Source organism: Colwellia sp. PAMC 20917, from assembly GCF_001767295.1.
In the GTDB taxonomy this organism is placed as follows: Bacteria; Pseudomonadota; Gammaproteobacteria; order Enterobacterales; family Alteromonadaceae; genus Colwellia_A.
In genome coordinates this window covers 736,914-759,268 of the sequence record NZ_CP014944.1, presented here as the reverse complement: position 1 = coordinate 759,268, position 22,355 = coordinate 736,914, and the positions used below count along the sequence as shown (strand labels likewise).

Here is a 22,355-nt window from a genome sequence, read left to right as displayed (position 1 = left end):
TATTAAGTACTCTATTTGAATAATCATGCTGTTGTTATAAAACGGCATAGAACATAGGTAAGAATAATCATATGTCATTAAATTTTTTAGATTTCGAGCAGCCTATTGCTGAGCTTGATGCCAAAATTGAAGAGCTACAATTAGTCAATAACGGTCAAGAATTAGATCTTGACCTTGAAGATCAAATTACTCAATTACGCGGTAAAAACGCTGAGTTAACCAAAAAGATTTTTGCAAATCTTGATCCGTGGCAAACAGCTCGTGTGGCACGTCATCCACAGCGTCCTTATACGCTTGATTACATACCACGCATTTTTACTGAATTCGATGAGCTTGCTGGTGATAGGCACTATGCAGATGATAGAGCCATTGTTGGTGGCACTGCGCGTTTAGACGGTAAACCTGTGATGATTATTGGTCATCAAAAAGGGCGTTCAACAGCAGAAAAAGTTAAACGTAATTTTGGTATGCCTCGTCCAGAAGGTTACCGTAAGGCCTTACGCTTAATGCAAATGGCTGAACGTTTTAATATGCCGATTATTACCTTTATTGACACGCCAGGTGCCTACCCGGGTATAGGTGCAGAAGAGCGCGGCCAAAGTGAAGCGATAGCGATGAACTTAAAGGTTATGTCACGTTTAACCGTGCCGATTGTTTGTACGGTTATTGGTGAAGGTGGTTCTGGTGGTGCATTAGCGATTGGTGTTGGTGATCGTGTCAACATGCTGAAATATTCTACTTACTCGGTAATATCTCCTGAAGGTTGTGCATCAATCTTGTGGAAAACTGCTGAAAAAGCACCTACTGCCGCTGCCGCTATGGGTATTACCGCTACGCGTATTAAAGAATTAGAACTTATCGATAATATCGTTGAAGAGCCATTAGGTGGCGCGCATCGTGATATGGATATTATGGCGGCTAACTTAAAGCAAGAATTAAAATCAAATCTTGCCGAACTAGAAGGCTTGTCAAAAGAAGAATTAATTGAAAAACGTTATGACAGATTAATGTCTTTCGGTTATTGTTAAGTTGTTATAAATCGACACGAGCAAAGTAGTCTTGAATACTTTGCTGATGAAGTTGTAGCCTTAGCTTACTGATTATATCTCTAAGTTAAGGCGACAGTTTTTTTGTTTTCAGTGTCAATTAACCAAGTATTCTATGATTAAACAGACCTTAATAGATTTTTTTTCCAATCACCCTCAAAAATCACTGCTTATTGCCTACAGTGGCGGTATCGACTCTCAAGTGCTGTTACATTGCCTTAGTGCTTTAAAAGCACAACATGCTATTAATAGCGATATTCGTGTTTGTCATGTTAATCATGGCTTAAGTGTTAATGCCGTTAAATGGCAAGCCTTTGCTAAAACACAATGCCAACTATTTTGCCTGCCGTTAGATATTATTGAAGTAAACGTGCAAGCTGTTGCCCAAAAAAGCTTAGAAGCGCTTGCGCGCGATGCCCGCTATCAAGCACTAAAATCAGTAGCTAAAGCAGGTGATTTAATTGTTACGGGTCATCACAGTGACGATCAGGCTGAAACTTTTCTACTCGCCCTAAAAAGAGGCGCAGGTTTGAAAGGGCTCTCAGCGATGCAAAGTGAGATGATATTGGGGCAGCAATTACTGGTCAGACCGTTGTTAACTATTTCACGAACCGATATTGAAGCCTATGCGAAAGAGTATCGCTTAGCTTGGATAGAAGATGAATCGAATACGGATGAGCGTTTTGACAGAAACTTTCTCCGCCATCAAGTTTTACCTAAGTTAAATCAACGTTGGCCAAGCATCAATAAGACGATTGCACGCAGTGCTGAACATTGCTTTGAAGCACAACAATTACTGGATGAATTAGCGCAGCAAGATTTAATTGCTTGTCAGTCCTCAGCTAATAAGCTTAGTGTTGTTGATGTAAATAAGCTCAGCGAAGCACGTCTTAAAAATCTATTGCGCTATTTTTTATCTTGCCATGGATTCTTAATGCCAAGCCAAAAGCAATTAATGCAAATATGCCAGCAGCTAAATGCACAAGCGGATAAGTCGCCAGTTGTGCAATTAGCTGAGTGTTGCATTAGACGTTATAAAGGTGAGTTACACCTAACGGGTATCTATCAGGACCTGTCGTTGTGGCAACAAAACGTGGCATTAGGGCTGTTAGCGGATGATAAACCGTTAGATGTTTATCTTCCCGATCAATTAGGCTGGTTAAGTTTTTCTAATGTATCAGCACAAGTACAAGAAAATAGTGTTTGGCAGTCAGTGATAAAAAAACCGGCAGAGCAACAAAAAGTGACGATTTGTTTTTCTCACGAAAACCCAAGGTGTTTGCCACAATATCGACAGCATTCAAGACCATTAAAGAAAGTCTTACAAGAGCTTGCTATACCAACATGGCAGAGAAAAAGGTTACCTTTTATCTTTTATGATAATGAATTGGTTGCAGTAGTCGGACAGTTTGTTTGTCAGTCCTATCTCGCCGAGAACAGTGACTCAGCATTTACGCTATCATGGCATGGTCAACTGCCTCTTTAAAGGTACCGTGTAACGAATAAACTAGACAGTGTCGGTGCATAAGTGGTAAAAATCTTTCATCGATACGTTATCTTAATAACAAAAACAATAACTAAAATAAGACAAACTATGACAACACAAAATACCTCTGTAGAAAAAATATCACTTTTGGGTAAGCTAAAAGCTATTAACATCGTCAATCAAATCATTATTGCACTTGTTGTTGGTATTGTTTTAGCGCTTGTTTTACCTGAAGTTGCACAGTCATTTTCAATACTCGGCAGTTTATTTGTAAGTGCACTAAAAGCGGTTGCCCCTATTTTGGTATTCGTTTTAGTCGCTTCATCTATTGCTAACCAAAAACAAAATAGCGATGCTAACTTAAAACCGATTGTTGGGCTTTATTTACTCGGCACAATAAGTGCTGCGCTGGTTGCTGTAGCACTAAGCTTTGCGTTCCCGGTGCAATTAACATTAGATATTGTTGGCGCAAGTGCTAATCCGCCACAAGGACTAGGTGAAGTCTTATCAACCTTAGCGTTTAAAATTGTGGATAATCCGTTCAATGCGGTTGTTACTGGAAACTTTATTGGCATTTTAGCGTGGGGCTTAGGCTTAGGTTTTGCGTTAAAGAAAGGCAGTGAATCAACGAAGGTTATGGTTCATGATTTAGCCGAAGCAATTTCAAGTGTCGTTAAATTGGTTATTCGTTTTGCACCCTTAGGTATTATGGGCTTAGTCGCTAATACGGTTGCGACCACAGGCTTTGATACCTTAAGTGAGTTTAGACACTTAGTACTGTTACTTTTAGGTTCTATGGTTATTATTGCTTTAGTGGTTAACCCGATGATCGTTTATTTTATTACGCGTAAAAACCCTTATCCGCTAGTCTTTACTTGCTTAAAAGAATCGGGTATTACCGCTTTCTTTACGCGTAGCTCTGCAGCAAATATTCCGGTTAACATGGAACTGTGTGAAAAACTTGATTTACATGAAGATACCTATTCGGTTTCTATTCCTTTAGGCGCCACCATTAATATGGCTGGTGCGGCGATCACCATTACGGTATTAACGCTTGCTGCGGCCAATACTTTAAATATTGAAGTTGATTTTGCAACCGCTATTTTATTGAGTGTCATCGCCTCAGTATCAGCTTGTGGAGCCTCTGGTGTTGCAGGTGGTTCATTGTTACTTATTCCATTAGCCTGTGGTTTGTTTGGTATAGACAGTGACATTGCTATGCAAGTAGTCGCGATAGGCTTTATTATTGGTGTTATCCAAGACTCTGCCGAAACAGCCTTAAATAGCTCTACCGATGTTATTTTCACCGCAGCGGCTTCGCATCACATCACTAAAAATCTAGAATAAATGAAGCCCTCGTTAACCACCTCATATAGAGAGGTGGTTGATTTTAGACCCTGACGCTAATTCAGGGTGATAGCTTTTTTGCCACTTTATTGTCCAGCAACAAAGCTATACTTTCACTTTAGTATTCAGTAACAGAGCTATACCGCCACTTTAGTATTCAGCTACTAAGCTATACGGTCACGTTTTAGCCAGAGTAAAGCGTAGCCTTTAAATAATGGCTCAGGTCAATTATTCCCCGTTGTTAATCAGCACTTTTTAAATCACTGAATTAGGGGCATAATAGCGAAAAACCCTCTTCAAAAATTAGTGAATTAATATTATGCCTACCGAAAATGCCTTAAAAGCACGCAGTAATGCTAGCTGTGAATTATGTACGTCAACTGAACAATTAGCGGTGTTTCCTGTGCCACCCACCAGCGACTTAAGTGCTCAGCAGTGTGTATATCTATGTGCTACATGCACAGCACAAATTAATGGTGACACTGCAATGGATGTAAGTCACTGGCGTTGTTTGAACGACAGTATGTGGAATCAAGAGCCTGCTGTGCAAGTTATGTCGTATCGCTTGCTGCATAAACTGTCAGCAGAGAGTTGGGCACAAGACGCTTTAGAAATGATTTACATGGAAGATGATGTTAAAACTTGGGCTGAGCAAGGCATTGCCGCTGCTGAGCGAGAGGGGCCAACAAGAGACAGTAATGGCACTGATTTACAAGACGGCGACGATGTTACCTTGATTAAAGATTTAAAAGTTAAAGGCGCTAACTTTACGGCTAAGCAGGGCACTATGGTGCGTGGCATTACCTTAACGGATAATCCTGAGCATATTGAAGGAAAAGTTAACGGTACGCGTATTGTTTTAGTCTCGGCGTATCTGAAAAAAGCTTAAGCAAAACGTGCTGTTTATAATCGCCTTTATAAGCTATGTAGCGTCAAGAAAAGCATCAAAGTAAGTCAGTAAAGCCGCAACATTGCGGTTTTACTGTCTGACTCATATCGTTTATAACCAACGTCTTACTTTTAGCTGATAATCACGGTATTGTTGACCAAATGTTTTTGTTAACATTTTTTCTTCGGGAATTATTTGAAAACGTGTCATGTAGCCAATAAATATTAAAGTAATAGGTAAAGATGCTAAATGTTGCAAGTAATAAGCGAGCGAGATCAGTGAAATCAGCATGGCTAAATACATTGGGTTTCTTGAAAATGAATAGATACCAGAACTTACCACGGTTGAGCTTGTTTCTGGTTTAGTGGGGTTAACAGTTGTTTTGTGCTTTTTAAAACTAACTATTGCACAAAAGCCGACGACTATCGCGATAAATAACAGCGCGAGGGCAACCGGCACATGAGCCGGCCAGCTCAAGGTGAGATCGGGTGATATTTTATAAAAAATCATCATTAATAACACAGCAATTAACATCTGCACGAGGGGTATTATTTTTAACTCCATGATTTACCTTAAGCTTAAAAGTTTATTGGCTATTATTTTAGCAGATATTAGTGGCTATTAAGCACACTAAATCGATAAGTTTATTTTTAGGTGTTATTGACGTAGTCAGATAATATCGCCATTGTTCATTTGTATACTCGTTATGTTTCTTTGGTTTTCTTCTGGTTAAATTTTCAATGTAGTACCGATAAAGGATTTATGAAATGTCAGTCCCCATCGCTTATTTTGCCGTTATTCTTATCTGGTCAACAACACCACTAGCGATAGTGTGGAGCAGTGAAACTATTCATCCAACCTTAGCGGTTTTGTTGCGGATGCTGATTGCGGTTGTGCTTGGCTGGTTAATACTGAAGGCTTTTCGTATTGAGCTTCCTTGGCATAAAAGTGCGCTTAAACTTTATAGTTTTTCAGCGATAGGTATTTTTGGCGGGATGTTATTTGCGTATTTAGCCGCTGGCTATATTTCTTCTGGGCTGATGTCGTTAATGTTCGGCTTGGCACCTATTTTATCTGGGGTACTAAGTCAGCGCATTTTGGCTGAGTCTGCATTATCACCAGCAAAAAAAATAGCCTTGGCGATCGCTATTTGCGGCTTAGCTACGGTATGTTTTGATAAAATATCACTTAAAGATGATGGATATATTGGCATTATCGCGGTATTGATTGCTGTTTCATTTTTTAGTTTAAGTGGTGTATTGGTAAAAAGTGTTGACGTTGCTATAAACCCTATGGCAACAACCCTGGGTTCACTATTATTAAGTCTGCCTTTATTTATCTTAGTTTGGCTTATTTTCGATGGCAATATTGCGCATCAAACATGGAGTAACAAATCAATATTAAGTGTCGTTTATCTTGGTGTTATTGGCTCTTTAGTGGGCTTTATTGCTTATTTCTATATATTACAACGCCTAAAAGCGAGTACGGTGGCATTGATCACTATGATCACCCCAGTGATTGCCATTTCACTGGGGTTACTATTAAATAATGAAACAATTAATATTAATTTAATCGTTGGCGCATTAGCTATCATTGCTGGTTTAGCTATTTATCAATGGGGCGATTTAGTGATTAAACACCATCGTAATAAATATGCTCACTGATGAAAAAGTAACCATAGGATTTCGACAAGCCCAGCAGAGTGATATAGGCTATTTATTACAATTAAGAAAAGCCTCAATGGGCGAACATCTTATTGCCGCAGGTTTGGATTTATCTGATCAGCAACATCTTGCACGAGTGAATGAATTTTTTGCAGATTCAACTATTATTTTGATGAACAATGAGCCGATAGGCTTAATAAAAATAGCCGTATTAGCGAATAAATTACACATCAGGCAGCTGCAAATCATACCAATACATCAAGGAAAAGGAATCGGTGGTAAGGTTTTAGCCTTAATTAAAAGAAAAGCAAAAGAGTTAAAGCTGCCAATAACATTAAATGTTTTGTTAGCAAATCCGGTTATTTCTTTATATTTACGCCATGGTTTTGTTGTCACTGGGCAGAATGAAGTTGAGTATCAAATGCGCTGGTTACAATAAAATAAGGCCAGTAATTAAAATCACTGACCTTATGTTCAGGATGAACGGTATGTCACGATGCCATGGATGGCAAGGAGTGACGATGTTCAGGATGAACGGTATGTCACGATGCCATGGATGGCAAGGAGTGACGATGTTCAGGATGAACGGTATGTCACGATGCCATGGATGGCAAAGAGTCAAGATATTCAGGATGAACGGTCAAACTTAGTAGATTTTACCATTCGCTCGAACAGTATTTACATCAATACGTGTTGGGGTAATACTGCCATCAACTAGTCCTTGCGTAGCGACTGATAACGACTCAATAACCTGATACATCGACACTAAGTCTAGGCTGCTAATATCATCAGACGTTTTATGATAATGCTGGTCTTTATCGAGTTGAGTACTACTAAAACTGTGAGCTGGAACACCTAAACGCGCAAGTGTTGCATTGTCTGAACGATAAAATAACCCCTGCTCTGGGTAAGGGTCTTGGTAAATTTCACTGTTTTTAGCCGCTAAGCTTACGTTAAGTAATTCACCTAAATTTGAACGCTCCATTCCTGTCATCCAAACCGAACCAGCGCCAAACTTTGAAGGTTTACCTATCATCTCAATGTTTATCATTGCCACAACGTTGTTAGGATCTAATTGCTGTGAAAAATATTTAGAGCCAAAGCCACCAATTTCTTCGGCGGTAAAAGCACTAAACATTAAGGTTCTTGCGTTCTTACCTTGATGGGCATAGTGTTGTGCCAGATTAATAACAGCAGAGGTGCCCGATGCATCGTCATCAGCACCATTAAAAACCTCTTTACCATCAGCCGTTACACCTAAATGATCATAGTGTGATGAATATAAAACCACTTCTTTTGCTGTCGCTGGATCTTTATCTTTGCCCGGAAGTATCGCAACAATATTGGTTAAGGTTTTTTCAGTTATCGAAGTACTCGCGTTAACGTTTACCGTGCTAACTTCATTATCATCGGCTAAAACCATAACAATAGCCCCTTGGTGATCAAGGTTAAGCTTCGTTAAGCCTCGTTGAAAGTAACCTCGATAACCAGCAAAAGTTTTAGCGTGAGCACTATGGATAATAACCAGGTGTTGGCCACCGTCATTATTCATTTTACTAAGAGCCGCGCGCATATCATCCGCTTCAGCAATAATATGGGTGGTAACATTTTCAAGGCTCTGCCATGAAAGCGTTGCCATAGTACTTGCCATACCTAAATTAGCGTCAGCAATAGTCTGACCATTTAAGGTCACCGTTAATGCTGTTGGCATAATGCTGGTTACATTAAATGTTTGTTTGAAATCTTTATTGCCTTCGAGTGGGCTTAGTCCAATTTGGGTAAACCTTTGGCTAATATAATCACCCGCTTGGTCAATACCAACAGAGAAGCTGGCTCGGCCTTTTAAATCGTCACTTGCGAGATAAGTAATATCTTTAATAACTTGTTCCGATGACATTTCAGCAATTTTGGCTTTAGGTGGTTCAGGCTCACTGCATGCAGAAAGGAGTGTAATGCCAGCAAAAAGAGCTAAAGTTAAGCGGCTTTTACTAAGGTGACTTTTCATGCTTATTATTTCCCTATCCATGTTGGTATTAATTATTGTAATTTTGTTGTTTCAATTAACAGTGTTTCATCACCCGCCGTTAACCATAATTGGCCATCTTGGATGCTGCACTGAAAGTCCATAGAGCGTCCAGCAAGTTTTGCTAATGCATCACAAGTTTCTTGGCTAATGAGCTCAATGGAAAGTTTATTGAGTAGACGTAATTTGTTTTGTGACTGTTTCCACCAAGTTTCAGCACTGCTGCCATAGGCATAAAGAATCACTTTTTGGGCACGATTACAGGCTTTTTTGAGACGTTTTTCATCCAGTTGCCCAAGCTCTATCCATAACTCTATTACTTCAGAGTAATTAATTTGCCAAAGAGCCGCTTCTTCTTCGTCACTCACACCCTTACCAAATTGCAAATGTTCATTTGCATTTAAAATAAAAGCTAACAAGCGCACCATCATACGAATATCTGTTTCTGAAGGATGTTGGGCGATGGTTAAATTGAGGGTGTCGTAGTAATTTCTGTCCATATCTGACAGTTGTATACTGGCTTTATTTATTGTTGCTTTTAGTGCCATGATTATCCGTAAAGTAAGAAATGCTAATTAAGCTTATAATACTCGTATAACATCAAGGAATACAGCAGGTAAGTGCTTTTATTCGATCAGCCACTCTAATTCATCAATGACTTTTCTGGCTTCAGCAATCGTGCAATCAGTGCGAGCCATTAATTGGTTAACAGTAATGTCTGACTTTAATTTAGCAATACGCATAAGTTCATCGTGACTAAGTGCTTGCCTTTGACTCATTAAGTAATTAACTAGCCACTGCCAACTCGGCTCTTCTGAGTCTTGTATAAAAGCGACAACGTGTTCTAGTTGTTCAAAGCTAGCTTTGAGCTGCCAATTGCGTGAACGGCCAATTCTATAAAGTTCACAGCCACTAGCTCTTATTCCTGCTTTTAACGCATAAGCTTTTATTACTTTTCTAAGCAATGAGGGCAGGTTAATGACAGGTATATGATTCGGCGATGTTTTCATAAGGAGCGAGTAACGTTAACAGAGAATAAAAAAACCAGCAAAATGCTGGTTTCAGTTTTACTAATAATACTTGATTACCATTTTTTCTTCGGTTGAAATAATAAGTCTAAATCATCTTCTTGATCTTTGGCTTTTTTCGCCGCATCTTTAGCATTAGTGCTTTTAAGTGCATCGGTTATTTCTTCAAGTTGGATCTCAACCTCAGCTTTTTTACTGACGGTATATTCTGTTTGCGAAGGATGAGCGGACAATGTTTGCAAAGCTTTCTCAAAATATTGGCGCGCTGAACCCAACATTTCTTTTTGGTAAGCCATGTTGCCACGTTTTAGCAGACTTTCAACACCAATCTGTAGTTGCATAGCATCGAGCTTTTTATCTTCGTGGGTAAATGTTTGTGCGTCTAATGCTCCTTTTACTTGCTCTGACTTAAGTGTCGCTCGTAATTTTTTAATACATTGCAAAATACTGACGAGTTGTTGTTCATTATCAGGGAGAATGAATTGCTCCTCTTGTCCTGAATTTGAAGCTGCGAGTTCTTGAGACGCCTTTAACCTTGCCTCAATTTCATTCACTTTACCTTTAATTTGTTTTGAATCAGGTAAAATTGATCTCATCGCTTTTGCTGCAGTTAAACTGCGTCGATTAAGAATGTTGACGATACTAGGATTACTGGGCAGGTTAGCAAGATGTAGAATAAGGTCTTCACTTTCATCTATAATTGCTTTTTGCTTAGCCGCTTTTGTGCGTTTGTCTTTTTCTTGTTTTTCTTTGTGCTGTTGAATTGCGCCAACACCCACAACTATAATGATTAATGCGATAATTAAAGCAATGATAATGCCCATAATGTTAACTACTCGTCTGTTAAAATAGAAATACCTTTTATCCAGTCTACAAAAAATGGACACATTAGCATAGCCTTATATTAACCTTTTATCTCTGATACTAATCAAGGCTATTTATATAATTTTTTATTTTGAATAAAAAACCACATTTCATCCTGAAAAAGCCGTTTTCAACTTGGTTATGTGGGTTTTGTAGTAATTATCCTACATTATTAAATTAAATCGCGCATATAAGCAGAATAATGAAAATTAATATGGAATAAGTCTCCATTTAAGTATATATTTTTTGCATAAGCAATCAGCATCAAAAATTTTGAAGAATAATTATGAAACTGCAACAACTGCGCTATATTGTTGAAGTACTCAACAATAATTTAAATGTCTCTGCAACAGCAGAAAGTTTATTCACCTCTCAACCGGGTATAAGCAAGCAAGTTCGCATGCTAGAAGATGAACTCGGTATTCAAATATTCGGCCGCAGTGGCAAACATTTAACGCATGTTACTGCCCCTGGCAATGAAGTTATTAATATTGCCACCGAAATTCTTTCTAAAGTTGAAGCGATTAAAGCGGTTGCGCGTGAGCATACTCAACCCGATGAAGGTAAATTACGTATATCAACCACGCATACTCAAGCGCGATATGCATTGCCTGAAGTGATCAAAGGCTTTATGAAAAAGTATTCAAAAGTTTCTTTACAAATGTCTCAGGGAACGCCAGCGCAAATAAGTGATGCCGCAGGCAAAGGTGACGCTGATTTTGCTATTGCGACGGAATCATTACACTTATATAACGATTTAGTGATGTTACCTTGCTATCACTGGAATCGCAGTATAATAGTGCGACCCGATCATCCCTTAGCTAAAAAACAAGGCATTACTATTGAAGACTTAGCCAAGTATTCATTAGTGACTTATGTGTTTGGTTTTACTGGACGTTCAGAGCTTGATACGGCTTTTAATAGTGTTGGAGTAGAGCCTAAAATTGCCTTTACTGCCACCGATGCTGATGTAATTAAAACATATGTGCGTTTAGGTGTTGGCGTTGGTGTGATTGCTACTATGGCTATCGACCCTAGAATAGATAGTGATTTAGTGACTATCGATGCCAGTCATTTATTTAATTCAAGTACTACTAAAATTGGTTTTAGACGCGGTACTTTCTTACGTGGTTACATGTTTGATTTTATTGAGCGTTTTGCCCCTCATTTAAATCGTGATTTAGTCACTAAAGCCGTTTTATTGAAAAACAATGCTGAAATAGATGAGATGTTTGCGAATATTAAATTGCCTGTTCGTTAAAGCAACTGAGATATAAATCAATAACCACAAAAAAGCGACTGATATCAGTCGCTTTTTTATGTTCAGGATGAACGGTATGTCGTGATGCCAATTATGTAAAGTATGGCAAGGAGTGACGAATGTTCAGGATGAAAGGTATGTCGTGATGCCAATTATGTAAAGTATGGCAAGGAACGACGAATGTTCAGGACGAAGGATATGTCGTGGTTGCAATTATGGAATGGATGGCAAGGAGCGACGAATGTTCAGGACGAAGGGTATGTCGTGGTGGCAGGTATAGAAACGATGGCAAGGAACGATGAATGTTCAGGATGACCTTTCTCAGACATCCTGTATTTCAAAACATTAGTGCTTCGCTGCACGACGATGGCAAGGAACAACAAATGTTCAGCCATTAACCTTTTGTCTGTTGCAGCTTTGCGATTAAAAACGTCTTAACATTCGGTAATGTTGACCGCTAAGCCGCCACGAGACGTTTCTTTATATTTGGTTTTCATATCGTTGCCGGTTTCCCACATGGTTTTAATCACTTTATCCAGCGGGACTTTTTGATTACCGGTGCCGCGTAAAGCTAAACGCGATGCGTTGATCGCTTTTACCGAGCCCATAGCGTTACGTTCGATACAAGGCACTTGAACTAAGCCACCAACAGGGTCACAAGTTAACCCTAAATTGTGCTCCATACCAATTTCTGCCGCGTTTTCTACTTTACTTGGCGAACCACCCATAATTTCAGTTAATGCGCCAGCTGCCATAGAGCAAGCTACGCCAACCTCACCTTGACAGCCCACTTCAGCACCAGAAATTGACGCGTTAGTTTTATATAAAATTCCAATAGCTGCGGCGGTTAATAAATAGCGTACACAGGTATCTTCATCAACGGGTCTAACAAACTTATCGTAGTAGCATAATACGGCGGGTATAATACCCGCCGCACCATTGGTTGGCGCCGTTACAACACGACTACCTGCAGCATTTTCTTCATTAACCGCAAGAGCAAATAAGTTAACCCAGTCCATCGCTATAAGTGGGTCGTTGTTGTTTTCAACTGATAATGCTTTATAAAGGGCAGGGGCTCTGCGCGCAACTTTTAAGCCACCAGGTAAAATACCTTCGGTTTTAATACCACGGTCAACACAATCTTTCATTGCTTGCCAGATATTAACGAGTTTAGCCCTAACAGTGGCTTCATCGGCTAAGCACTTCTCATTATTCATCATGATGGTACTGATCCTGAGGTTTTTCTCATTAGCTTCGTTGATAAGCTCAGTCGCTGATGAGAAATAATGAGGGCGTTTTATATTGTTGTGCAGAGATAATGCTTTATCTTTTTCTTTTTCAAAGTCGCGCGCGTTAACAATAAAGCCGCCACCGATTGAATAATATGTTTGCTCTAGTAATAACGTACTTTCTTTTCCTGGGATATCTTCAAAGGCAAAAATAGTCATGGCATTTGAATGAGCAGGTAACGTTTTACGGCGATGATAAATAATTGCATCATTTTTAGGGAATGATACTAAGTGCTCGCCATTAAGCGAAATTTTTTGGCTAGCCACTACGGCTTCTAGAATTGAATCAATAGCGTCGACGGCAATCGTATCTGGATTTTCGCCAGACAGACCTAAAATTACCGCTTTGCCGGTACCATGGCCAATACCTGTTTGCCCTAACGAACCAAAAAGTTCACATTTTACCCGCGTTGTTTGGGTTAATTTATGCTCATTTTTAAGTTGTTCAACAAACAATTTCGCTGCTTTCATTGGACCTACAGTGTGAGAGCTTGACGGGCCAATGCCAATAGAAAACATATCAAATACACTAATCATACTAAAACCTGAATTTATTTTGATAAAATTATCAAAAGATGGAATTATCTTCGGTAATTGTAACTGAAAGCTATCACCATGAAAAACAATAATAGTTTAATTATAGTTGATATTAACTAAAAACCTAGAGGTTCACGATAATTGAATGGCCAAATCTTTCAGCATTACCGCGGTTGCGCCCCATATATTATGGTGCTCGAAAGGCATAAAGTGAATTGGAAAGGGTTTGCGATGACGCTCAATGGTCACTATGTAGTGATTATTAAAATCTAGAAAATGCTGTAATGGCACTTGAAATATTTCAGCAACTTCATTTTTATCGATCACATAATTTTGTTTTTTATCAATAAAAGCAATGATAGGGGTAACCACATAACCACTGATTGTTTCATAAGGAAGTAATTGGCCAACAATATGAATGTTGTTACTATTTAAACCTATCTCTTCTTCAGCTTCTCTTATGGCTGTACTAATAAAACCAGTATCAAAGTCTTCCATTTTTCCACCGGGGAAACTGATTTGGCCAGGATGATGTTTTAAATGACTAGCACGTTTTGTTAACACAACAGAGAGTTGTTTATTCTCTTCTATTAGCGCGATTAACACGGCAGCAGGTTTTAGTGCGCCAAGGTGCTGGTATTGATGGAGTGAAACATTAAGTGCTGAAAATTGAAAGTTTTGTAAAAAATCATGCTTGTTCATTATAAATCCATCAATGGCGAAAGCCAAAACTACAATAAGTTAAAGCGCTGATAATACGGGTAATATTTTATTTACTTTATCAAAGGTTTCTTGATACTCAGCGTCTACTTTTGAATCTGCCACCACGCCACCACCGGCCCAGCAATAAATGATACTCGCTTTGGTCGCGTTATTTTTTTCGCACAGCAAGGTACGTATAGTAATACTAGTGTCCATATTGCCACAAGCAGAAATATAACCAATAGAACCGCAATAAATACTTCGTTGATGAGGCTCTAACTCATCAATTATTTCCATGGCCCTTATTTTTGGAGCGCCAGTAATTGAACCGCCAGGAAATGAAGCCGCTAATAAATCAGTCGCTTGATAAGGTTGTGCTAATTCACCTTCAACGGTGCTCACTAAGTGATGAACGGCAGGAAAACTTTCAATATTAAACAACTTAGGAACTTTTACCGAGCCAGCAATACAGACTTTACTGATATCATTTCTCAGCAAATCAACAATCATTAAGTTTTCAGCACGGTCTTTTTCTGAGTGCTGTAAATCAACTGAGTTTTGTTGGTCTATGACGGTATTATCACTGCGTGGTTTAGTGCCTTTTATTGGCTTACTCTGTACTTTTCGCCCTGTTTTTTGTAAAAATCGTTCAGGAGAAATACTGAGAATACTGGCTTTTTCAAAACGTAAAAAAGCAGAAAAAGGTGCTTTATTTTTATCACGTAACGCGCAATAAGCTTCGAATTCATCACCTTGATACTGAGCACTAAAGCGTTGCGCTAAATTAATTTGGTAGCAATCTCCAGACAATAAGTAGTGTTGTATGCGTATAAATTTTTCATCATAAAGTGCTTTACTGATATTCGACTGCCAATCGGTCATTAATGAAAACTTTTCTTTTACTTGTGTGGTTTTCTTTATCAAAGCTAACTGCTGATTTATTGCTATTGTTAGGCTTTCACGTTGTGGTTGTGGGCAAACCAACCAAAACTGTTGAGCTTGGTGATCAAAGATTAATGCCTGAAAATAAAGCCCTATCGACATTTCGGCTAAATCTATATCTTGCGTTGTTTGATGGGGCAAGTCCTCAAAACGTCTACCTAAATCGTAAGAAAAGTAACCGACACTACCGCCATTAAAAGGTAAGTGGCTGGTGGCAACAGTTATGTTGTTGAAGCATTGTTGTTGAATTTCTTTTAACAGCGTTAATGGATTTTGATGACTGATTTGTTTTTTGTCATCTTTTAACCAGCGTACTTCAGTTTGATCGCCGCGAGTGGTTAGCGTAATTTCGGGTTGCCAAACCAAAATGTCAAAGTTGCTATCAACGTGGGCAGGTGACTGTTGTTCACCACAAGAGTCAAGCCACATCGCCCAAGGTTGATGACTAAAAGCTGAAAATAAAGCTTTTACATCGATAGATTTTTCTACAGTAAAATGCTGGGCAGAAATAGTAAACATGACAGGTTTTACTCGATAATATTGTGGAAGCTCGTTAACAAGAAGGGTATGATATCTGCAAATTTATAACTTTCAACCATTTTAAGCTTCCCTAGTTTATCTATAATTTCAGGTAAGTAGGTAAATGCCGTTGAACTACATCTGCCGATCTGCATAAAAAGAGACCCTCATGACTATCATTAAACAGCAAGATTTAATTGAAAGTATTGCCGATGCATTACAGTACATTTCTTATTATCACCCTTTAGACTTTATTCAAGCGCTTGAAAAAGCCTATCATAAAGAAGAAAGCAGCGCAGCTAAAGACGCTATTGCTCAGATCTTAATTAATTCTAGAATGTCAGCCCATGGCCAGCGTCCTATTTGTCAAGATACCGGCATAGTGACTTGCTTTGTTAAAGTGGGTATGGATGTTCAGTGGGACAAAACTGACTTAACGGTTCAGCAAATGGTTGATGAAGGTACTCGCAGAGCTTACTTAAACCCAGACAACCCATTGCGCGCTTCTATTGTAAAAGACCCCGCTGGCGCGCGTATTAATACTAAAGATAATACACCGTCGGTTGTTCATATCGATATGGTTGCCGGTGGTGGCGTCGATATCATGATCGCAGCGAAAGGCGGTGGTAGTGAAAACAAATCTAAAATGGTGATGTTAAATCCTAGTGATTCAATCGCTGACTGGGTAGTTAAAACACTGCCCTCAATGGGCGCAGGTTGGTGTCCACCGGGAATGTTAGGCATAGGTATCGGCGGAACAGCAGAAAAAGCAGGGGTACTTGCTAAAGAAAGTTTAATGGAACCGGTAGATATTCAAGATCTTATTGACCGTGGTGCTGAAACAGCCGAAGAAAAACTGCGTCTAGAAATTTTCGAACGTGTTAATAAATTAGGTATTGGCGCACAAGGCCTCGGCGGTTTAACGACAGTTGTAGACATTAAAATTATGTCAGCACCCACCCACGCGGCATCAAAACCTGTGGTGATGATACCCAATTGTGCGGCAACGCGTCATGTACATTTTCATTTAGATGGTTCTGGTCCGGCTAACTTAACACCACCAAAATTAGAAGATTGGCCAGAAATAACTTGGGAAGTCGGTGAAAACGTACGTCGTGTTAATGTCGATACCTTGAAAAAAGCCGATATCAGTAGCTGGAAAACCGGTGAAACTGTATTACTGAGCGGGACTATCTTAACCGGACGTGATGCTGCTCATAAACGTATTCAAGATATGCTAGCCAAGGGCGAAAAGTTACCGGTAGACTTTACTGACAAGTTTATTTACTACGTAGGTCCTGTCGATGCTATTGGCGATGAAGCAGTCGGCCCAGCTGGCCCAACGACAGCAACACGCATGGATAAATTTACAGAAATGATGCTCTCTGAAACAGGGCTACTTGGCACTATCGGCAAAGCTGAACGTGGCGCCGAGACCGTTGAAACCATCAAAAATCATAAGTCAGTTTATCTAATGGCCGTTGGTGGTGCTGCATACTTAGTATCGAAAGCCATTAAAAAAGCAAGAGTTGTTGCTTTTGAAGATATGGGGATGGAAGCTATTTACGAATTCGAAGTTGAAGATATGCCCGTAACGGTAGCTGTTGATAGCCAAGGAGAATCGGTTCACGTCACGGGCCCTGCTATTTGGAAAGCTAAAATTGAAGTGCAAGATGCCAAATCAAAAAATTAATTGATGCTTGTGTAAGCTACTAATTTTAAAACAAGCGCCTTAGGGCGCTTTTTTATTGATGATAATAAGTTGATTATTTTCGTCTATACTAATAGAACATTATTAAAATTAAGTATTAAAAACATTAACTATGACCAACACTAACCTTCGCACTGTTACTATTATTTATTATATTGAGGATTCACTTGAGTTAATGCACTTTGTTGGACAATTTGCAGAAAATGCCAGTGGACGGGTCATTATTCCGGAAAAATTTAAAGAAGATAAATCGATTGTTGCTGTGTGTGATGGAGAAATAACCATTCTTAATAAAGTTGGCGATCGCATTCATCTTATCAATGATTATTAAATATGGACTCGTTGATGAACAAGCTTAGAATAAACTTAACCTGAGTATATTTCTATGGTTTAATACTGATAATATTTACAGTGTTGCTGATGTGATTTTATGCCTATCGATGAACTCCTTGTTTTTTTAGAAAAAATTCCTACCGAAATTTTTATGCTGTTCAACATTATTCTATTGGTATTGTGCTTTTTAGTCAGTTTTATTGTTTTTTTTAAAATAAAAAAAATGTCACTACAGTTGTCTTTGCAAGATGAAAAGTCACAGCTATTGTTTGAAAAATTAACCGTTGATAGTGAAGTCTCAAATAAATACCAACAGCAACAACAACAGCAAACTAGCTTTAATCATCAACAATTGGCAAACCAACAAGTTGAGTTAAAGACTTATTTCGAACAACAAATCTCTGATTTTAAAATTAAGTTGTTGTATCAACATGCTGAGCAAGGTGAGAAGCAATCATCAAGTTTACATGCAAGTAGTGAAAAGTTACACCGCGCATTACACGAGCACCAAGTCGTTTTTAATCAGAATCAGCTAAAATCGGTTGATCAACTTGTTGAACACTTAAATCGAGTGACGCACATTAGCCGTGAAGAGTTAACTAAGTCATTGCAAGCATCGAGTGAGCAAATGGCTAAACGTATTGATGGATTAACTGTCTCTACCGACAACCGCTTAAAAGAAATTAGCGGGCAAGTAGAAAAACGTCTAGCAGAAGGGTTTGAGAAAACAACAAAAACCTTTAATGATATTTTGCAACGCCTTGCCTTGATTGATGACGCGCAAAAGAAGATCACGGAACTTTCCTCAAACGTCGTCAGCTTACAAGAAGTATTAAGTGATAAGCGTTCACGGGGGGCTTTTGGCGAAGTTCAGCTTAACAGTTTAATTCGCAACGTCATCCCCGAGCAAAACTTTTCTTTACAGCACACTTTATCAAATGGAAAAATTGCTGATTGTATTTTATTCTTACCTGAGCCAACCGGTAATGTCGTTATCGACTCTAAGTTCCCTTTAGAAAACTATAAGAAAATGCTGGATAACCAACTAGGGGAACATGACCGAAAATCGGCAGAACGTCAGTTTAAACTCGACATAAAAAAGCATATTAATGATATTAGTTCTAAATACTTGATTGAAAAAGAAACCGCCGACGGGGCTATTATGTTTATTCCTGCAGAAGCTATCTTTGCTGAAATTCATGCACACCAAGGTGATTTAGTTGATTACGCCAATAAAAAGCGAGTATGGCTGGCATCGCCTACCACGCTAATGGCTATATTAACAACGTCACGCTCAGTACTAAAAGATGAAGCTACTCGTAAGCAAATACATGTTATTCAAGCGCATCTCTCACACTTATCGCAAGACTTTAGTCGTTTTAAATCTCGATTTGCCAATTTAGCAAAGCACATAGACCAAGCAGCGAGTGACGTAAAACAAATTCATACCTCGGCAGATAAAATATCGTCACGCTTTGATAAAATTGAACAGGTTGAGTTGAAAAATGAAAGTGATGAAAAGCCCACTGGTGCAGACAGTAAAATAGATAATGAGCAAGCTCTGCCTGTTGTTTAACCTGATTGTTTCTCTACCCTTTAGCGATAACTTAATCTAAGGAGTTAATCTTGTTGCAAAGAATTAAAGGACTAAAAACTCTATTTATTAGTTTTAGCACGGTTACCTTAGTTTATTTTTTGATGATGGAAAGCCAAGCTTTTTGGCTAAAGCAAATAGTGATTGTTGAACAATTATTAGTGGTGTTCTTGGCTGTTGTGATCGTCTTTGCCAGTTACTTTAATCGTAGCCGGTTAGCTTACTTATCATTATTGTGGCTTTTATATTACGCCAGTATTGCTTTTTCACCGCCTTGGTCAACTTGGTTACTGCAGCAGGGTGATTGGTTAACGTTATTTGGCTGTAGTGTTTTACTTTTATTTTCTTTGATAAAAGACCGTGGCGTTATCTCAATTCATGGTCTTTATCGATTAATCGCTATTTCATTAGTGGCTATCATTAGCTATGTCTGGTTAACGATGAGTGAGCCAATTATCATTTTTGTACAAACATTTCCCCATATTGCAGGCTTTAGTAACGTTATTCGTTTAGAGTTACCACTAGCTTTATGTAGTATGGTTATTGTTTGGCGGGCAGTGATTAAAGCAGATTTAGTGACTTCAGCGGTTGCTATTTCCTTACTGTTTTGGCTATGTTATCAATATCAATTAATTGAGCTACCGCTAAGTTTAACCTTGGCATTACTCAGTTTGTATTTCGTGTTAGTCATTTCTGTCGACGCTTATTTTCTTGCCTATCGAGATGACTTAACGGGCTTGCCATCGCGTCGCGCGCTCAATCAGTTAGCCTTATCACTTGGACGAAAATACACCCTTGCCATGCTAGATATTGATCATTTTAAAAAGTTTAATGATACCTATGGCCATGACATTGGCGACCAAGTATTAAAACTAGTGGCAAAAAAAATTGGCAACGTTAAAGGGGGAGGGAAAGCATTTCGCTATGGCGGAGAAGAGTTTACCATCGTATTTACCGGTAAAACTCTTGAGCAAGCCCTAACTGAGTTAGAAGCGGTCCGCCAAGCTATTGAAACCTATAAAATTGTCATTCGTCAGCCACAGAGAAAAACAAAACAACAACGAAACGCTAAAAAGGTAAGCAAAAATAGTGAGTTTAAAACGGTCAATGTTACTATTTCAATTGGTGTTGCAGTGCGGGAAAGTAAACAAAGTTTTGAACAAGCGTTAAAATGCGCGGATCAAGCATTATACAAAGCTAAGAATAAAGGGCGAAATAACGTTAGTGTCTAAAGCAGGCTAAATATCATGACTGTCTGCAAGTATAATACTGGGCCTGCAAAAATCATCGTTCACAAGCAAGGTGAACCACGCTCATGCAAAGCATCATTATTGAGCAAGCCTTGCATTGTTTATTGAAGTTAACGTGACCCGTGATATTATTAATCGCCACCTAGCACAAGGTAACGGTTCCCCTGAACTTGCTTCAGGGGCTGATGTTAAAAGGCTGTATTAATGCGGGGTAAGTCAGTTATTAACGCTTAATTCAATATCGCAACGTTAACAAAAACCACACTTAACAAGAGTGGGCAGACAAAACGAAGGTAGTTTCCCCAAATGGGTAGCCACTTCCTACCTTCTTGTAGCGCTTTATCACGTAATTTATTACCTCTATTCCATAACCAACCGACCACGATAAAGTAGAATAAACAACTTAATGGCTGCAATATGGTTGTTAATGCTCGAATGACTAAACCAAATAATTCGTCAAAAAAAGCAATTAACAACATGCTGGCACAAAGTACCACGAAGGAGACTAGCCACGTCGCTTTTGAACGAGTAAAGTCTTTGTCTTCCATTAAATAAGAGACAGGTACTTCAGTTGAAGAAATAGTTGAAGTTAATGCCGCAATGGACAACAACAAGAAAAAACAACTTGAAACAATCAAGCCGACATTGCCCATTGAATTGAACAGCTCAGGTAATATCTTAAAGATTAACTGCCCTTCACCAATCAACTCATTATTACTGAAAACTTCAACTCCGGCTTCTTGAGCAACAAAAAGTGCCGGTATGATTAACAGGCCGGCCATAAATGCGATAAAAGTATCAAGTGCGGTAATAGAGATGGCTAATTTACCAATGTCTTTACCTTTTTGCATGTACGAGCCGTACACCATCATACCGCCTACGCCAATAGATAATGAAAAGAAGGCTTGTCCCATTGCTGATATGATGAGTTTAGGGTTAGTTACCTGTGAAAAGTCAGGAATTAAATATAACGCTAAGCCTTTTTCTGCACCAGGTTGGCGTAAAATATAAATGATTAAACCAATTAGCATCACTAACAACAATGGCATTAAACGCCCTGACCATTTTTCAATACCGGCATTAACGCCCTGATGTATAATGGCGGCGCCCAGTAAGATAAAAAGTGGCGTAAATAATAAATTACGTTCGGTGCTTGATGTGGCTAACCACTGTGAAATATTGGTTAGGCCTAACAGCTCAGTAAATGCCGATAGTGCATGCGCTAACATCCAACCAGCGACGATAGTGTAAAAGCTTAACATCATTATAGCGCCACATAGGCCTATTATGCCGGCATATTTACCTACATTGGGCGAAGTGTCTTTACAAGCCTCTTTTAATGCGGCTACCGGATTTTTTTGCGCCTGGTTACCAATATATATTTCTGCATACAAAGCGGGGAGGGCGAGTAAAAGTGTCACGAGTAAATAGACGAATAAAAAAGCACCACCGCCATTATTAGCGGCTTGGGTTGGAAATCCCCAAATATTGCCTAAACCAATGGCTGATCCTGCAGCGGCCAAGACAAACCCGATACGGGAATGAAAAGAATCTCTAGTTTGTGTCATATAGTATTGAATGCAAATTATTTTTATTTGGTGATGAGCTTACCGAGTTCAGATCATATAGCAACGGTTTTTTAAAAATTTGTTTCTGATAAAATATAAACACTGTAAACCTAGCAACTAATGCCCGATAAACTTGCTTTAAAAAATATTACCCCTATATAGGTTGAAGTTAAATTAATGTCATTATAAATACGTATGAAAGGTGTGGGTGTTGTTAAAGTTTAAAGATAAGCTTGGACATTATCCCCCTAAGCTACGTTTATTTTAATAAGAACGATGTAATAACCCGTTTGTTGGTGTTA

Annotated in this window: 21 protein-coding genes; 12 read left to right on the top strand and 9 right to left on the bottom strand. The window is 38.9% G+C overall.

The window, feature by feature from the left end; all coding sequences use genetic code 11:
- The first annotated feature begins 71 nt into the window (after positions 1-71).
- The 4 genes from accA to A3Q34_RS03235 all read left to right on the top strand — a co-directional run bounded on the left by accA (position 72) and on the right by A3Q34_RS03235 (position 4,768).
- Entirely contained in the window at positions 72-1,028 is a 957-nt protein-coding gene (gene accA / locus A3Q34_RS03250) for an acetyl-CoA carboxylase carboxyl transferase subunit alpha (RefSeq protein ID WP_070374042.1), read from the top strand.
- Positions 1,029-1,161: 133 nt separating this feature from the next.
- On the top strand, positions 1,162-2,532 hold the full coding sequence (gene tilS / locus A3Q34_RS03245; RefSeq protein ID WP_070374041.1) for a tRNA lysidine(34) synthetase TilS: 1,371 nt from the start codon (positions 1,162-1,164) through the stop codon (positions 2,530-2,532).
- A gap of 108 nt (positions 2,533-2,640) precedes the next feature.
- Positions 2,641-3,879, top strand: a complete 1,239-nt coding sequence (gene sstT / locus A3Q34_RS03240; RefSeq protein ID WP_070374040.1) for a serine/threonine transporter SstT — start codon at positions 2,641-2,643, stop codon at positions 3,877-3,879.
- Positions 3,880-4,198: 319 nt separating this feature from the next.
- Entirely contained in the window at positions 4,199-4,768 is a 570-nt protein-coding gene (locus A3Q34_RS03235) for a PhnA domain-containing protein (RefSeq protein WP_070374039.1), read from the top strand.
- Positions 4,769-4,879: 111 nt separating this feature from the next.
- Here A3Q34_RS03235 and A3Q34_RS03230 read toward each other — a convergent pair whose 3' ends face one another.
- A complete protein-coding gene (locus A3Q34_RS03230) occupies positions 4,880-5,332 on the bottom strand; it encodes a methyltransferase family protein (protein ID WP_070374038.1) in 453 nt (150 codons plus the stop codon).
- Between the two features lie 203 nt (positions 5,333-5,535).
- Between A3Q34_RS03230 and A3Q34_RS03225 the strand changes: the two genes are divergently transcribed.
- Positions 5,536-6,432 carry a DMT family transporter gene (locus tag A3Q34_RS03225; RefSeq protein WP_070374037.1) on the top strand — a complete coding sequence of 299 codons (897 nt, stop codon included), beginning with the start codon at positions 5,536-5,538 and terminating at the stop codon, positions 6,430-6,432.
- Positions 6,422-6,871, top strand: a complete 450-nt coding sequence (locus tag A3Q34_RS03220; protein WP_070374036.1) for a GNAT family N-acetyltransferase — start codon at positions 6,422-6,424, stop codon at positions 6,869-6,871. The genes A3Q34_RS03225 and A3Q34_RS03220 overlap by 11 nt, the downstream gene beginning before the upstream one ends.
- A 207-nt stretch (positions 6,872-7,078) precedes the next feature.
- Here A3Q34_RS03220 and A3Q34_RS03215 read toward each other — a convergent pair whose 3' ends face one another.
- The 4 genes from A3Q34_RS03215 to A3Q34_RS03200 all read right to left on the bottom strand — a co-directional run bounded on the left by A3Q34_RS03215 (position 7,079) and on the right by A3Q34_RS03200 (position 10,307).
- The gene (locus tag A3Q34_RS03215) at positions 7,079-8,437 is read right to left on the bottom strand and encodes a M28 family peptidase (RefSeq protein WP_070374035.1); all 1,359 of its coding nucleotides are present in this window, start codon (positions 8,435-8,437) and stop codon (positions 7,079-7,081) included.
- A gap of 32 nt (positions 8,438-8,469) precedes the next feature.
- Positions 8,470-9,003, bottom strand: a complete 534-nt coding sequence (locus A3Q34_RS03210; protein ID WP_070374034.1) for a YaeQ family protein — start codon at positions 9,001-9,003, stop codon at positions 8,470-8,472.
- 78 nt (positions 9,004-9,081) lie between these two features.
- Positions 9,082-9,465 carry a ribosome recycling factor family protein gene (locus A3Q34_RS03205; protein WP_070374033.1) on the bottom strand — a complete coding sequence of 128 codons (384 nt, stop codon included), beginning with the start codon at positions 9,463-9,465 and terminating at the stop codon, positions 9,082-9,084.
- A gap of 74 nt (positions 9,466-9,539) precedes the next feature.
- Entirely contained in the window at positions 9,540-10,307 is a 768-nt protein-coding gene (locus tag A3Q34_RS03200) for a hypothetical protein (protein ID WP_070374032.1), read from the bottom strand.
- Between the two features lie 326 nt (positions 10,308-10,633).
- Here A3Q34_RS03200 and cysB point away from each other — a divergent pair, with 326 nt between their 5' ends.
- The gene (cysB, locus tag A3Q34_RS03195; protein ID WP_070374031.1) at positions 10,634-11,608 is read left to right on the top strand and encodes an HTH-type transcriptional regulator CysB; all 975 of its coding nucleotides are present in this window, start codon (positions 10,634-10,636) and stop codon (positions 11,606-11,608) included.
- Between the two features lie 180 nt (positions 11,609-11,788).
- Positions 11,789-11,923, top strand: a complete 135-nt coding sequence (locus A3Q34_RS21035) for a hypothetical protein (protein WP_269447177.1) — start codon at positions 11,789-11,791, stop codon at positions 11,921-11,923.
- Positions 11,924-12,042: 119 nt separating this feature from the next.
- On the opposite strand, the gene A3Q34_RS03190 is transcribed toward A3Q34_RS21035, so the two are convergent.
- From A3Q34_RS03190 to pabB, 3 genes are all read right to left on the bottom strand, one after another.
- Positions 12,043-13,434 (bottom strand): L-serine ammonia-lyase, encoded by a 1,392-nt coding sequence (locus tag A3Q34_RS03190; protein ID WP_070374030.1) that lies wholly within the window; start codon positions 13,432-13,434, stop codon positions 12,043-12,045.
- Between the two features lie 132 nt (positions 13,435-13,566).
- Positions 13,567-14,136: a CoA pyrophosphatase gene (locus A3Q34_RS03185; protein WP_070374029.1), complete on the bottom strand. Its 570-nt coding sequence runs from the start codon at positions 14,134-14,136 to the stop codon at positions 13,567-13,569.
- A gap of 39 nt (positions 14,137-14,175) precedes the next feature.
- Positions 14,176-15,597 carry an aminodeoxychorismate synthase component I gene (gene pabB / locus A3Q34_RS03180; protein ID WP_070374028.1) on the bottom strand — a complete coding sequence of 474 codons (1,422 nt, stop codon included), beginning with the start codon at positions 15,595-15,597 and terminating at the stop codon, positions 14,176-14,178.
- A gap of 169 nt (positions 15,598-15,766) precedes the next feature.
- Between pabB and A3Q34_RS03175 the strand changes: the two genes are divergently transcribed.
- The 4 genes from A3Q34_RS03175 (at position 15,767) to A3Q34_RS03160 (ending at position 20,467) form a co-directional block, all read left to right on the top strand.
- A complete protein-coding gene (locus tag A3Q34_RS03175) occupies positions 15,767-17,290 on the top strand; it encodes a fumarate hydratase (RefSeq protein WP_070374027.1) in 1,524 nt (507 codons plus the stop codon).
- Positions 17,291-17,420: 130 nt separating this feature from the next.
- Positions 17,421-17,639: a TIGR02922 family protein gene (locus A3Q34_RS03170; RefSeq protein ID WP_070374026.1), complete on the top strand. Its 219-nt coding sequence runs from the start codon at positions 17,421-17,423 to the stop codon at positions 17,637-17,639.
- 99 nt (positions 17,640-17,738) lie between these two features.
- The gene (locus tag A3Q34_RS03165) at positions 17,739-19,217 is read left to right on the top strand and encodes a DNA recombination protein RmuC (RefSeq protein ID WP_070374025.1); all 1,479 of its coding nucleotides are present in this window, start codon (positions 17,739-17,741) and stop codon (positions 19,215-19,217) included.
- 50 nt (positions 19,218-19,267) lie between these two features.
- On the top strand, positions 19,268-20,467 hold the full coding sequence (locus tag A3Q34_RS03160; protein ID WP_231907418.1) for a GGDEF domain-containing protein: 1,200 nt from the start codon (positions 19,268-19,270) through the stop codon (positions 20,465-20,467).
- Between the two features lie 248 nt (positions 20,468-20,715).
- Here the strand turns inward: A3Q34_RS03160 and A3Q34_RS03155 are convergent, their stop codons facing one another.
- Complete coding sequence (locus A3Q34_RS03155; RefSeq protein WP_070374024.1) at positions 20,716-22,053, bottom strand: sodium-dependent transporter; 1,338 nt, start codon at positions 22,051-22,053, stop codon at positions 20,716-20,718.
- Between the last annotated feature and the right edge of the window lie 302 nt (positions 22,054-22,355).